Raw genomic sequence first — 13533 nt, forward strand, 5'->3', positions numbered from 1 at the left:
GTCAAGCGTCACTGGCGCAAGTGCATTTCACCTTGCTGGTGATGGTGCCACCGCGAAGCCGGGCCAGGAACGGCAGATGTGCACGCCGAGGGCAGCGCCCGCTTCATCCCCTTCAGATGAAGGACGTCCAGCTCATGGCCGTACGCCGACCGGGCGGCCGCGCCGTACAACCGCGGCTCGCACGACGGCGAGGAGCGCACGCTCTCCGTCGCCGCCAGCGTGTTGAGCAACTGCGTGGTGATGCGGTCGAGTGCCGGCCTGACCTCCTTGTCGAGGTCCGGCCGCTGAGTGGGCCGCTCTTCGGGATGCGCGTCCCAGTGCGTGTACAGCCCGCGCTGTACCAGCTTGTTCGCCTCGATCTGGTCCCCGAAGACGGCGACCACCGCGTCAGGATCCAGCCCGAGCCCGACGGCCCGAGCGGCGGCGTCGTCGAGGATCTTCCGCTCCCGCGCGGGGTCGTCGATCGGCCGGTCGGTGCCGTACTTGGCGGCGGCCACCTTGTCGGCGATCAACAGTCGCTCGGCGAACAGGTCGGTCAGCGGGGTGAGTCCATGAGCAGCGGAGGGCGGGGCCGCCGCGGGCCGCGGCTGGGCGACGGCGGGCATGGCGGCGGCACCGGAGAGCAGCAGCGCGGCGGATGAGGCGACCAACACGGATCGCGTACGTCGGATTCGCACAGGGCGTGTCCTGTCCATAAGGGGGGTGGTCAACGCCTATGGGATCACCTGATTGATGACGCGGCGGTCTCAAACAGCCGCCGGGCGGCGAGGGAACCGGCTCGGTCAAGAGCCGGAACCGCTCGCCGGGAGTGGGCCAGGACGAGTGCCGGAGCGGTGCTCGCAGGAAGCACGTTCGTCGTGGCCAAGGTCCATGACGGCTGAGTCCGCCCGAGGGTGGCTTTCCACGCGCACCCGGGTCCGGACGGTGACATGGCGCCCGGCCGTCTCACCTCGTGTCGGCGGTCATGCCGTCCGGACTCCGAGTTCGGCGAGCAGGCCGCGGACGCGCCGCTCGATCTCGTCGCGGATCTGGCGGACCGCGTCGACGCCCTGGCCGGCGGGATCGTCGAGCTTCCAGTCGAGGTACCGCTTGCCGGGGAAGACGGGGCAGGTGTCGCCGCAGCCCATGGTGACGCAGACGTCGGATGCCCTGACCGCGTCGATCGTGAGGATCTTCGGGGTCTCGGCGGACATGTCGATGCCGGCTTCGCGCATGGCCTCGACCGCGGCGGGGTTCACCGAGTCGGCCGGGGCGGATCCGGCCGAGCGGACCTCGACGCGGTCGCCGGCGAGGTGGGTCAGCCAGGCGGCGGCCATCTGGGAGCGGCCGGCGTTGTGGACGCAGACGAACAGTACGGATGGCTTGGACTTCTCAGACATGGGCGGGACCTTCCGGGGCGGCGGCCGAAGCGGCCTCCGTGGTGGGGGCCGAAGCGGCCTCCGTGGTGGGCTGGGGAAAGTAGCGGCGGGCGGCGAGGGCGACGTAGACCAGGCCGATGAGGACGGGGACCTCGATGAGCGGGCCGACGACTCCGGCGAGGGCCTGGCCCGAGGTGGCGCCGAAGGTGGCGATGGCGACCGCGATGGCCAACTCGAAGTTGTTGCCCGCGGCCGTGAACGCGAGCGTGGTCGCTCTCGGGTGGTCCAGGCCGACGGCGCGGCCGACGGCCATGGACCCGGCCCACATCAGCGCGAAGTACACGAGCAGCGGCAGCGCGATACGTGCGACGTCCAGCGGCCGGGAGGTGATGGCGTCGCCCTGGAGGGCGAAGAGGACCACGATGGTGAACAGCAGCCCGTACAGGGCGAACGGCCCGATGCGCGGGATCAGTCTCGTCTCGTACCAGGTACGGCCCTTGGCCTTCTCGCCCAGGCGACGGGTGAGGAACCCGGCCAGCAGCGGGACGCCGAGGAAGAGGAGGACGGAACGGGCGATCTCCCACACGGAGACGTCGAGGGCGGTCTGTTCCAGGCCGAGCCAACCGGGGAGTACGGAGAGGTAGAACCAGCCGAGAAGGCTGAAGGCGAGGACCTGGAAGACGGAGTTCAGGGCGACGAGGACGGCGGCGGCCTCGCGGTCGCCGCGGGCGAGATCGTTCCAGATGATGACCATGGCGATGCAGCGGGCGAGGCCGACGATGATCAGGCCGGTGCGGTACTCCGGCAGATCGGGCAGGAACAGCCAGGCGAGCGCGAACATCAGCGCCGGGCCGACGACCCAGTTCAGCACCAGCGAAGGGATCAGCAGGCGCCGGTCGCGGGTGACGGTGTCGAAGCGGTCGTAGCGGACCTTCGCCAGGACCGGGTACATCATCACGAGCAGGCCGAGCGCGATGGGCAGCGAGACCCCGGTGACGGTCACCTTCGCGAGCGCGTCGCCCAGGCCCGGGACCAGACGGCCCAGGCCGAGGCCCGCGGCCATCGCCAGCAGAATCCACACGGCGAGGAACCGATCGAGGAAGGAGAGCCGCCCGGCGACGGGCCCCGCGGGTGCCGCGCCGGTGCTCACGAGGCGGCCCCGGCGGGTTCGGCCGGCGGTGCCCCGGCGGGGCGGGTGAGGATCGCGGCCAGGCGGTCGGTCATCTCGGGCAGCAGCCGGTAGTACACCCACGTCCCGCGCCGCTCGGAATCGATCAGCCCGGCCTGCTTCAGCAGCTTCAGGTGGTGGGAGATCGTCGGCTGGGACAGGTCGAAGGCCGGGGTGAGATCGCAGACGCAGACCTCGCCGCCCGCCCGTGAGGCGATCATCGACAGCAGCCGCAGCCGGACCGGGTCGCCCAGGGCCTTGAACACCTTCGCCAGCGTCTCCGCCAGGCCTTCGTCCAGGGGTGCGGCCAGCAGGGTGGGGCAGCATCCGTCGGCGCCGTCCTGGCCGAGGATCACCAGCTCTTGTTTCGACATGCTTCTATGTTGACATTCTTCGATCCAAGAGCGCAACGTTGAATCGACAGGCATCGATTCAACGTTCCCACCTGATCGGGGAGACCCCATGTCCCGCGTCCAGCTCGCGCTCAACGTCGCCGACCTCGAAGCGTCGGTCGCCTTCTACTCCCGGCTGTTCGGCGTCGAGCCCGCCAAGCGGCGCCCCGGCTACGCGAACTTCGCGATCACCACCCCGCCGCTCAAGCTCGTCCTCATCGAGGGCGAGCCCGGCCAGGAGACCCGCCTTGACCACCTCGGCGTCGAGGTGGAGACCACCGACGAGGTCACCGCCGCCGCCACCCGGCTCAAGGACGCCGGGCTCGCGACGTTCGAGGAGAACGACACGTCCTGCTGCTACGCCCTCCAGGACAAGGTCTGGGTCCACGGCCCCGGCAAGGAGCCGTGGGAGGTCTACGTCGTCAAGGCCGATGCCGACCAAATGGGCAAGAGCCCCGCCCTCGACGGCGACGCCTGCCGCGCCGGGCAGGACGAGAGCGCCCAGCCCGCGCCGACGGCCGCGGGCTGCGCCTGCGGCGGCTGAGCGGGACCCGATCGGTGACGAGCGATCCGCCCAGGTCGGCGGAGCGTCCGGGAGTGGTCGGGGGTTTCTTGCCGCCTGACACGGACAGGACCTCGTCGGTCCTGTCCGTGCCGGTCGGACAGGACCTAGGTGACCGTCAAAGTCACCGGCCCGCCCGGCATCGGGGTGCCGTTCGGGAAGCCGAATGACGAGGTGTTCCTCGCCTGGTCGGAGAGGCGCAAGGCGATGGAGTACGTCCCCGGGGTCACGTTGGAGGGGAGCGGGAACGAGATCGTCAAGGGGCCGCTGAAGGTCAGTGTGGCGCCGCCGGACACGGCCTCGATCCGCTGGCCCGAGGAGTCGATCAGGGCGAGGTCGAAGTTGTTGATACCCGCGGTGGTGCCCGAGACGTTGACCGTGAGACGGATGTCCGTGGAGTGGTCCGTCGAGGCGATCGTGGTGGGTGAGAGCGTGGCCCGGTCGATCTCCGGCAGCACCGTGACGGGTGCCGAAGTGATCGTCAGACCGGTCTCCGGTGCGCCGAACGCGGAGCCGTACAGGGCGACGTTCCCCGCGTTGTCCGTGATGATCATGCTGGTGATCGCGCAGGTGAACGCCCGCTGCGGCACTTGGTAGTCCACCGAGACGGTTCCGTCCGCCGCGGTCGACGCCGTGGTGGACGTCTGCCGGCAGCCGTGGACGCTGTTGGTGCCGACGACCGCCGACGCGACCCCGCCCTGATCGCCGTGCGGCCGGAAACCGACCTTGATGGTCCGGGCGCCGTGCCAGGTGTCGACCGGGTTCGGCGTCGCCGTGAAGCCGTCCGCGGAGAGAATGTCATTGGAGGTGACCTGGACAGGCGCGGCTGAGAGGTTGTCGTAGGTGCTGGTGTTGCCCGCGTTGTCGGTGAGCTCGACCTTCGAGACGGTCCAGGTGCCCGTTGCCGCGTGCGCGGGGAAGGTCACGTACACGGGGCAGGATCCGGCGTAGGTCTGGCCCCAGTCGATGGAGCCACAGCCCTGATAGCCCGCGTACCAGGTCCACTCGATGGCGAACGAGCCGGTCAGACGCTGGCCGCCGGGGCCGGTCAGCGTCAGGGTGCCGCCGGAGACGCCGGCCTGGGCGTCGTACACGTCGAGCTCGTAGGACATGCTCGACGCGTTCTCGCCGACGTAGGCGTACGGCTGCCGGCCGTTGCCCACCGCAAGGTTGCCGTACGTCGGACCCTGCGCGTCGGCGAGCGTCTTCGCCTTGAACGTGCTGTGGAACGCGCTCAGCCGGTCGGCACCCAGGTCCAGTGAGGTGCCCGCGGTGTTCCAGGCCTCCAGCCGGGTGACGGCCCAGGTGACCGACGTCCCGGCCGCGTACTGCGGAACGGCCAGCGTCCACTCGTAGGTGGCTTCTTGGGGTGTCGAACCGGGAAGCACCGTGATGTCCTGGCCGAACGAGCCCACGTCATAGGTCCCGACCAGCGGCACGCCCACATATGTGCCGGCCGTCGCGCCCTGGCGGCGCAGCTGGACCCGCGCGCTCATGCCCTCGGTCTCCGGGGTGGTGTCCGTCATCGTCCAGCGGAGCGTGACGGTGTTGCCGCCGTCCCTCGCGTCCACCGCGGACGGGGTGAAGTCCATGGTGGTGACGGCCATGGTGCCCGTCTCCTGTGTCGCCGCGGTCCCCGTGACCGGCGTCAGGGCCAGCGCGAGCCCCACTCCGATCGCCGCGACCATCCGTCTCAGCCGTATGCGCACTGTTCCCCCTCATTCTGTTTTCGTCCCCCGCGCTCTCGGGGAAGCCGGACTGTAACAGCGCCGGTCGCCCGACCGCACCGGGAATTCGGTGATTTGTACAGCCGCCCTCGTGCCGTCAACGGGCGCCGCGCCAGGTCGAGTTGGCAGAGAAAAGCCCCGGCGGGGCAGGCCGTGAGTGCCTGTCCCGCCGGGGCGTCGCGTCCGGAGTCGGTGGGCGGCTCCGCCGAGGCGGCAGGGTGCCCACCGTCGCTCAGAACAGCAGGTTGTACTTGTTGTAGCCGTCGGCCAGCCACTTGCGCGGACCGAAGATGTCCACGCTCGCCTTGCCGGTGCCCGGGTACAGCCACAGGGTGCCGTTGGGGTCCCGCGCCATGATGTCCGCGCGGCCGTCGCCGTTGACATCGCCCGAGGCGATCAGCGACGTGAAGTTCCAGCCGGTGCGGACGGTGATACGGGCCGAGAACGGCGCGGTGGCGCTGCCCGTACCCCGGTACAGGTACACCCGGTTGGAGGTGTCGCGCACCAGGAGGTCGGTCTTGCCGTCACCGCTGTAGTCGCCGCGGCCGAAGATCTTGTAGCCCTTCAGCGAGCCGGTGGCGAACTTGACCCGTGCGTTGTACTCGCCGTTGCCCTTGCCCGGGAACACCCAGCCGTTGCCGGACGTGTCGGTGGCCACCAGGTCCGGGTGGCCGTCGCCGGTGACGTCACCGGGGAGGGCGTACGAGGCGTAGGCGCCCGACACCGACGTCACGACGATGTCCTTCATCGTTCCGGTGGCCGGGTCGCCCTTCATCAGGTGCAGTCGGCCGTCGGCCTTGTCACGGAGCAGGAAGTCCCAGCCGCCGTCCCGGTCGATGTCCGTCTGAAGAGCCCAGGAGAGGGACTGCCAGCCCGACCCGATGGTCGTGGGCGGGTTGAGAGAGGTGCCCTTGCTGGTCTGGGCCGACAGGTTCCCGGACGACGTCCGCACCACCAGGTCGGCACGGCCGTCGTAGCTGTAGTCGGTGTCGTTGATCCGCGGCTCGGCCGCCCAGGTGTACGGCGAGACCTTGGTGAACACCGAGTAGGCGCCCTTGGCCGTGCAGCCCTCGACACCCCACGAGACGATGCCGATGACCTTGCCGCCGACGATCAGCGGACCACCCGAGTCACCGCTGCAGGTGGCCTTGGTGCCCGCGTCGGAGCCGGTGGCCGGGGTGCCGGCGCAGATCATGCCGCCCTCGACGAAGTAGTCCTTGCCCAGGATCTTCCGCATCGCGGTGTTGCAGGTGGTGTCGCTGACCAGCGGCAGGCTGACCTTGCGCAGGTTCGTCGCCAACGCGTCCGAGGTGCCCGAGGTGACCCCCCAGCCGTAGACGGTGGCGGTGGTGCCCGCCTTGTACAGCGCGCTGTCCTGCGTCTGGGCCAGCCGCAGCCACTGCCGCTTCAGCGGCGTGTCCAGGGTGAGTACGGCGATGTCGTGGCGCACCGTCGCGTCGTCGTACGAGGCGTGCTGCCACTGGCGCGTGACGCCGGTGAGGACGCCGTTCGACTCGGTGCTGGTCACCCCGGAGTTGACGACGCCGTGGCGGCGCCAGTCGAGTCCGTTCACGCAGTGCGCGGCGGTGAGCACCTTGTTGGGGGCGACCAGGGTGCCCCCGCAGAAGTAGTACTCGTCGTTGGCCTCGTCGGCGTACCAGAGCTGGACCATCCACGGCGCGGTGGAGATGGTGGTTCCGGTGCCGCCGATGATGAACGGCGACGGCGTGCCCGTGTCACCCGCCGTGCTCGGCTTCTTGGGCGCGGCCGGCGTCGACTTCTCCGCCCGCTGGGCGGCGATCGCGCGGCCGGCCGAGACCACGCGCTCGCGCAGGGTGGCCTGGTCGGTGACGGTCGTGCCGGCGACGGAGTCACCGACGGTGGCACGGGCGGTACTGGCGCCCGCGCGGGCGGGGCCGTCCACCGCCTGGGCAGGGCCCGCGGCGGGCAGCGCGAGCACCAGCGCCGCACCCGACAGGCAGAAAAGGGCCGCGCGGCGTATGAAGCCGCGCTTGACAGGTCTCACTCGGTGTCTCCGGATCCCCCAGGAAAAAAGCATCGGACTGCCCGAGGGACACACCGCTCGCAACGCTCAATGAATCGGCGGCTCAGACAACTTGGCCGACCCCCCACCGCGGAGCCCCCCTCCGGCGGAGCGATGCTAGGCCCCGGCGGCGGGGCCTGCCACCGCCTGCCGTGTCCTCGGCGAAGTGTTCACCGAAATGTTTTCTTCTGTCGTGAGATATCCGCCCCTCGACGGCCCCGCGGAGCGTGAACTCGGAGGTTTGAGGGGTCGAGCGCTGCCGGAATCGGGTATGGGCGGCCGTCGGCCGTTGTGTTCCCATACGCGTACGGGGGACTCGCCGGACAGGTTGGGGGACACATGGAGTCGGCGTGGCACAGGACGATGCGGGCCGTGGGATGGCTGGTCATCGCTGTCGTGACTCTCGTCGTGGGGGTGATATCGGCCTTCGGGGTCCGTGAAGCGCTGGCGCGGGAGCGGGAGTTCCGGGCCGCGCCGGCGTGCGCCTCCGTTCCGGTGAAGGCATCGGGGTGCCTGTGGGAACAGGACTTCACCGTTCGGAGGGCCGCCACAAACCGCGGCAAGAAAAACAAGTCGCCGGAAGCGGACTTGTCACTTCCGAGCGGGGAGCCGTGGAACGTGACGTTCCCGCAAACCGATCCGGTGTTGTCGGAGATGCGGCCCGGCGACCACGTCGTCGGGCTGATCTGGCACGGGCGGGTGGTCGAGGTACGGGACGCCGACGGACGCCGGCAGCAGACGTCCGCCGGGCCCGTGGGGTGGCCCGAGGACCATCTCGGCGGTGCGCTCGCCTGCGTCTCCTTCGGCCTGGCCGCACTCGTCGGCGGCTTGTGGCCGCTCTTCGCGCGCGGCGACCGCCGTCACGCGAAGGCGGCGGCCGTGGTGCGGTGGCACGGCGTCGGCATGGGTGTCGCGGCCATCCTGACGCTCTGGGCGCAAGCGAACAATGACTGGCCGATGTGGGCGATCCCGGCGCTCTGGGGGCCGCTGGCACTCCTCCTGCTGGCCTCCATGGTGGCCTTCGCCATCGGCGCCCTTCGCGGTGACCTGGACCCGCCGGTTGATGGATCGACCGGGTCAGCCGGGTCAGCCGGGTCAGCCGGGTCAGCCGCCGCTCGCGAGGAGTTGTCCGCGAACTCCCCCGGAATTGTCCGTGATCGGTAACGGGCGCATCCTTCGGCCCGCATGCCTCGTCCTGGCAAGTGGTCGCGAGGTGACCGGAGATCGACAAGGGACTGGGCGTAAGGGGCGGACATGGCACGGCACGGCGCTGGGCGGGGCTGGTACGGCAAGGTGATGGGGGCAGCGCTCGGGTTGACGATGCTCGCCACGGGTGCCTCGGTGTGGGCCACGCAGTCCGGTACCGCGGGCGCCTCGTCACCGGCCGCGAGCGCGCCGAGCGCCCCAACCGCCCCTGGCAGTGACATCAAGCCGGTCTCAGCGGCCATCGCACACGCCTCGGAGGAGGGGGAGCGCGGCCTCAACATCACCATCGACGACGGCCCCGACCCCGTGTGGACCCCTCAAATGCTCGACCTGCTGCGGAAGTACGAGGTGAAGGCCACGTTCTGCATGGTGGGGACGCAGGCGCAGGCCTACCCGGACCTCGTGAAGAAGGTCGTCGCGGACGGGCACCGGCTGTGCGACCACACGGTGTCGCACAACACCGCCATGGACAAGGATTCCCAGACCTATCAGTCGCAGCAGATCCTCGACGCCGAACGCATGATCACCAAGGCGTCCGGGGGCGTACGGCCGATGTACTACCGGGCGCCCGGCGGTGCCTTCACCCCGTACAGCCGCGAGCTCGCCGCTTCCCGGGGCATGCGCCCGCTGGGCTGGAACGTGGACACCAAGGACTTCGAGCTTCCGGGTACGGACGCCATCGTCGCCACCGTCGAGCGGGAGCTGACCAACGGTCCGACTCTGCTCTTCCACGACGCGGGCGGGGAGCGTACGCAGACCGTCGAGGCCCTGCGCCAACTCCTCCCCCGGCTCAAGGAGCAGGGTTACGCGTTCGGCTTCCCGGTCCGCTGAACCCGGGCCCCGGGGCCGGGTTCAGGCCCCCCGTCCTAGATCTTGTCGAGCCAGATCACGATCCCCGTCAGGTCATTGAGCACCGCCGCGACCCCGGCCCTGATGGCGGCCGCGCAGCGCTCGGCGGTGAACGAGGCGGCGTCGTACGTCGAGGACGCGCCGAGCCCTTCGCCACGGAACGAGGCGCCTGACCAGTCGACCGCCGTGACATTGTCGGTGGGCTCGGCCAGTTCCGCGCCCACGACGAGGAACCGCTGTGACAGGTGGTTCGGGGTGACCGTCGCGAGGGGGTCGATGAGGCCGTTGCCCGCGCTGACGATGAGGTCGGGGCGCATCTCCATGGCCTTGCTGATGCTGGGTATGAGGTCGTGCGGGGTGTCGGCCACGATCGTTCTGAGGTCGGCGTGCTCCTCCTCGGCCCAGTCCTCGACCGCCTTCACGAGGGCCTTGGTCGGACGGTCGTCACCCGTGGTGAGCAGGACCACGCGGTAGTCCTCGGACGGGTGGACCCCGGCCCAGGAGCCGGGCCGCGGCGTCGCGGTCGCCTCGGGGGCGAGCGAGGCGGAGGGGTCGACGAACCCCTGGCCGAGTGTGCCGATGGCGGTGGGCTCAGGGTGTGGCCGTGACCAGTCGTCGCCGGAGCTGCATCCGGTGACCAGCGCGGCGGCCGCGGCCAGCGTGGCGACGGCCAGAAGCGGGGAGCGCAAGGCGATCTTCCTCCGAGTGGTGGTGGATGGTGCGCCTACATCCTCCTATCCCGGTTTCTGCCTTCTTCCTTCTCGGGTGTCGTCTTCGCGGTTGTTTTTCCGTTCTTCGTCAAGTGGCCGGAACCTGTTCATCCATGACATGCACCGTGCACTGGCAACCTGAAGGAGCCAGTCACATGTCACGACACCTCCGCCGCGCCCTCGTCGGGGTCACCGCCGCGGTGATCGCCCTCCTGAGCGTCGGTCAGCCGGCCCAGGCCCACGGATTCACCTCGACCGTATACGCCGACGTCTCCCCGGGCGAAGGAGGTCATATACGGACGAAACTTGAGCTTGAGTACGATCTCTTCGTCGTATCCGCCGCCGACTCCGAGAAGGACGATCCTCTCTTCCGGACGGGGAACGCCGCGTTCGAGAACGGTGACACCGACGCACAGGCCGCGGCGCTCAACACCCACGCGAAGTCGGCCGTCTCGTATGTCACCCGGCGATTTTCGGTCACCTCGGGCGGCTCCGCCTGCGCGCCGACCCGGGTCGGCGACTTCACGATAGGCCCGCGGGAGGGCGTGCCGTACGCCGGTCTGCTGCTCGACTGGTCCTGCCCCGAGGGGGGCGGCGACCCCGAAGTGCGCAGCGGTCTGTTCCCCGACTCCGAGACCTATGTCACCGGCACCAAGACGATCGTCACCTACGAGATCGACGGCCGCTCCGGCAGCGCCGCGCTCGACGCCGGTCATCCGTCCTTCTCGATGGGGCAGTCGTGGTACGAGCGGTTCTGGGAGTTCTTCCGCCTGGGCGCCGAGCATCTGCTGAGCGGGATCGACCACATCCTGTTCCTGCTGGCGCTCATCGCGGGGTCACGGCGGCTGCGCGAAATCGTGCTCGCGGCCACCAGTTTCACCCTGGCGCACTCGGTGACGTTCATGCTCGCCGCCCTCGGTCTGGTCGATGTGCCGTCGAGTGTCGTGGAGCCCGTCATCGCGCTGTCGATCGCCGTGGTGGCCGGCTGGTACCTCTGGCGGATCGGGCGGCGCGGCGGCCACGCCACCGAACTCGACGTCGACCTCGACCGGGACGGGGCGGCGGGGCGGGGCCACTTCGGCCTGGACCGTGCGGGCTGGACGCGGCTCGTGGTCGTGTTCTGCTTCGGTCTGGTGCACGGCCTGGGTTTCGCGGGCGCGCTGGGGATCGACGAGGCGTTCTCGTGGACCCTGCTGTGGTCCCTGCTGGTCTTCAACGTCGGTATCGAGGCGGTGCAGTTGGCGATCATCGCCCTTGTCTTCCCGCTGCTGACCGTACTGCGGCGCCGTGCGCCGAAAACCGGCCTCTGGGCGACCGGCGCGATCTCCGCGGGGGTGTGCGCCATGGGGCTGGTGTGGTTCACGCAACGGCTGTTCGGGGTGTGAGACCGCCGGACACCCCCGCAAAAGTACAAAGTTCAACCTAGCGAAGGCCGCATTCGCATCCGGTTCACCAACGACCGGGAACTTATGGATTCCGAACACATCCACCAATGTGGGTAAAAGGAACGCAAAATAATGATACTCAGACCTTCCGTGCGGGCCTCCGGGCCTGCGCGACGCCGCGTGGCCACCGGTGCCGCGGCGGCATTCCTGGGCCTGGCCGTGGCCTTCGGCGGCGGCATGACGTCCCCCGCCGGCGCCGCCGAGCCCACCGCGCTCACCGGCATCATCCTCGGTGTGGGCGCCAACGAGTCCCAGCGCACGGTGACGTGGTACTCCTCGGCCGACACCGCGCAGAAGCTCCAGGTCGCCCCGACCGCCGAGCTCGTCAACGGCGCGTTCCCGGCCGGCGCCGCCACCTTCGACGCCGTCGGCGGGGCGAACATCGCCACCAGCGGCGGCTTCAACCGCCGTGCCACGATCACCGGCCTCAAGGAGCACACGCAGTACTCGTACCGCGTGGGCACCGAGGGCAACTGGTCCTCGGCGTACTCCTTCAAGACGCAGGACTTCGAGGGCGAGTACGACTTCCTGTTCTACGGCGACCCGCAGATCGGCTCCTCGGGCGATCTGGCGAAGGACCAGGCCGGCTGGCAGGACACCGTGGACGTCTCCCTCGCGGCCAACCCGAACGCCGAACTCCTGGTGTCGGGCGGTGACCAGGTCGAGAGCGCCAACAACGAGTCCCAGTGGAACTCCTTCCTGGCGCCCGAAAAGCTGCGCCAGTACCCGTGGGCCGCCACCATCGGCAACCACGACGTCGGCGGCAAGGCCTACGAGCAGCACTTCTCCACCCCGAACACGGACCGCTCGGCCCCGCTGTACTCCAACGGCAACCCGGCGTCCAACACGTCCGGCGGTGACTACTGGTACATCTACAAGGATGTGCTGTTCATCAACCTCAACAGCAACAGCTACTCCACCGCCCAGGGCGGCGGCGGCGACGCGGCGCACCTCGCCTACGTGACCGACGTCATCAACAAGCACGGCGCCGAGGCCAAGTGGAAGGTGCTCACCTACCACCACGCGATCTACTCGCCGGCCGACCACGCCCAGGACTCCGACAACAAGACCCGCCGCGTCGACTTCCCGACCACCTTCTCCAAGCTCGGCGTCGACCTGGTGCTCCAGGGCCACGACCACAGCTACTCCCGCAGCTACCTGATCAAGAACGGCGAGAAGGCGAACCCGGCCGAGCAGCCCGGCGCCTCCGACGTCTACGCCGGTCCCGGCGGTGTCCTGTACGTGACGGGGAACTCCGCCTCGGGCTCGAAGTACTACGACATCACCAAGCCGGACAACAGCGGCACGAGCGGCGCCGGCAACGGTGCGGACCCGCTGAACCCGGACAGCTACTGGTACAACTCGGTCCAGAACCAGGAGCACGTCCGCACCTACGTCAAGGTCCAGGTGCGCAACGACAAGCTCGTCGTCGAGAACGTCCGCAGCGGCACCTGCGCGGCTCCCAACGCCGCGGTGGAGCGGGGCAACTGGTGCAACAACACCGCTGAGGGCCAGCCGGTCGGCTCGCTCGTCGACAAGGTCACGGTGCACCCGTACCACGGCGACGGTCAGGACCTCCAGGTCAACGTGCCGAACGCGGCTCCGGGCGAGTTCGGCTGGACCATCGACGGCTACAACGGCCTGGTGGACCTCGGCACCGCCGAGGAGACCAACGGCACCCACTTCGAGGCGAACGGCAAGATCAACCCGATCGTCGTCTCGGACAGCCGCCGCTCGCTCGCTCCCTGGTCGATCTCGGCCAATGTGAGCGACTTCAAGGACGCCACCAAGACGTTCTCCGGCTCCTACCTCGGCTGGACGCCGCGTGTGCTCGTGAACGGCGCGGGGTCCAAGGCAGGCACCAAGGTTGCCTCCGGCTACGACGACCAGGGTAAGGGTCTGTCGGTCTCGCGCGGCCTCGGTTCGGCCGAGCAGGGCCACGCCCGGGGTACGGCCAAGCTGGGCGCCGACCTGGCGCTGAAGATCCCGGACAGCGTCGAGAAGGGTGGCTACCGCGCCACTCTCACGATCACCGCGCTGAGCAGCTGAGCACTGATCCGCGCGGCTGACTT

General features: G+C 69.5%; 12 protein-coding genes. 5 read left to right on the plus strand and 7 right to left on the minus strand.

Going from position 1 to position 13533, the window contains the following annotated elements; all coding sequences use genetic code 11:
* Positions 1 to 8: 8 nt before the first annotated feature.
* The 4 genes from M1203_RS31420 to M1203_RS31435 all read right to left on the minus strand — a co-directional run bounded on the left by M1203_RS31420 (position 9) and on the right by M1203_RS31435 (position 2900).
* Positions 9 to 695, minus strand: coding sequence for a chorismate mutase (locus M1203_RS31420; protein ID WP_374404443.1), 687 nt, complete (start codon positions 693 to 695; stop codon positions 9 to 11).
* Between the two features lie 267 nt (positions 696 to 962).
* Positions 963 to 1379: an arsenate reductase ArsC gene (locus M1203_RS31425; protein ID WP_249953221.1), complete on the minus strand. Its 417-nt coding sequence runs from the start codon at positions 1377 to 1379 to the stop codon at positions 963 to 965.
* Positions 1372 to 2508 (minus strand): ACR3 family arsenite efflux transporter, encoded by a 1137-nt coding sequence (gene arsB, locus M1203_RS31430; protein WP_308404935.1) that lies wholly within the window; start codon positions 2506 to 2508, stop codon positions 1372 to 1374. Before arsB ends, M1203_RS31425 begins: the two co-directional genes overlap by 8 nt.
* Positions 2505 to 2900 carry a helix-turn-helix transcriptional regulator gene (locus M1203_RS31435; protein WP_249953222.1) on the minus strand — a complete coding sequence of 132 codons (396 nt, stop codon included), beginning with the start codon at positions 2898 to 2900 and terminating at the stop codon, positions 2505 to 2507. The genes arsB and M1203_RS31435 overlap by 4 nt, the downstream gene beginning before the upstream one ends.
* A gap of 88 nt (positions 2901 to 2988) precedes the next feature.
* On the opposite strand from M1203_RS31435, the gene M1203_RS31440 reads away from it, so the two are divergent.
* Entirely contained in the window at positions 2989 to 3462 is a 474-nt protein-coding gene (locus M1203_RS31440; RefSeq protein WP_249953223.1) for an ArsI/CadI family heavy metal resistance metalloenzyme, read from the plus strand.
* Between the two features lie 125 nt (positions 3463 to 3587).
* Here the strand turns inward: M1203_RS31440 and M1203_RS31445 are convergent, their stop codons facing one another.
* Both M1203_RS31445 and M1203_RS31450 read right to left on the minus strand, forming a co-directional pair.
* Positions 3588 to 5189 (minus strand): hypothetical protein, encoded by a 1602-nt coding sequence (locus tag M1203_RS31445; protein ID WP_249953224.1) that lies wholly within the window; start codon positions 5187 to 5189, stop codon positions 3588 to 3590.
* Between the two features lie 250 nt (positions 5190 to 5439).
* Positions 5440 to 7233, minus strand: coding sequence for a trypsin-like serine protease (locus M1203_RS31450; protein ID WP_249953225.1), 1794 nt, complete (start codon positions 7231 to 7233; stop codon positions 5440 to 5442).
* 636 nt (positions 7234 to 7869) lie between these two features.
* Here M1203_RS31450 and M1203_RS31455 point away from each other — a divergent pair.
* Together M1203_RS31455 and M1203_RS31460 are read left to right on the plus strand one after the other, a co-directional pair.
* Positions 7870 to 8415, plus strand: coding sequence for a hypothetical protein (locus M1203_RS31455; protein WP_249953226.1), 546 nt, complete (start codon positions 7870 to 7872; stop codon positions 8413 to 8415).
* 90 nt (positions 8416 to 8505) lie between these two features.
* Entirely contained in the window at positions 8506 to 9288 is a 783-nt protein-coding gene (locus M1203_RS31460; protein ID WP_249953227.1) for a polysaccharide deacetylase family protein, read from the plus strand.
* 35 nt (positions 9289 to 9323) lie between these two features.
* Here M1203_RS31460 and M1203_RS31465 read toward each other — a convergent pair whose 3' ends face one another.
* Positions 9324 to 9995 (minus strand): hypothetical protein, encoded by a 672-nt coding sequence (locus M1203_RS31465; RefSeq protein WP_249953228.1) that lies wholly within the window; start codon positions 9993 to 9995, stop codon positions 9324 to 9326.
* A 176-nt stretch (positions 9996 to 10171) separates the two neighbouring features.
* On the opposite strand from M1203_RS31465, the gene M1203_RS31470 reads away from it, so the two are divergent.
* Positions 10172 to 11401, plus strand: a complete 1230-nt coding sequence (locus tag M1203_RS31470) for a HupE/UreJ family protein (RefSeq protein ID WP_249953229.1) — start codon at positions 10172 to 10174, stop codon at positions 11399 to 11401.
* A 132-nt stretch (positions 11402 to 11533) separates the two neighbouring features.
* Positions 11534 to 13510 (plus strand): metallophosphoesterase family protein, encoded by a 1977-nt coding sequence (locus M1203_RS31475; protein ID WP_249953230.1) that lies wholly within the window; start codon positions 11534 to 11536, stop codon positions 13508 to 13510.
* Positions 13511 to 13533 lie beyond the last annotated feature (23 nt).

Origin of the sequence: Streptomyces sp. 35G-GA-8 (assembly GCF_023534745.1) — a bacterium.
In the GTDB taxonomy this organism is placed as follows: Bacteria; Actinomycetota; Actinomycetes; order Streptomycetales; family Streptomycetaceae; genus Streptomyces.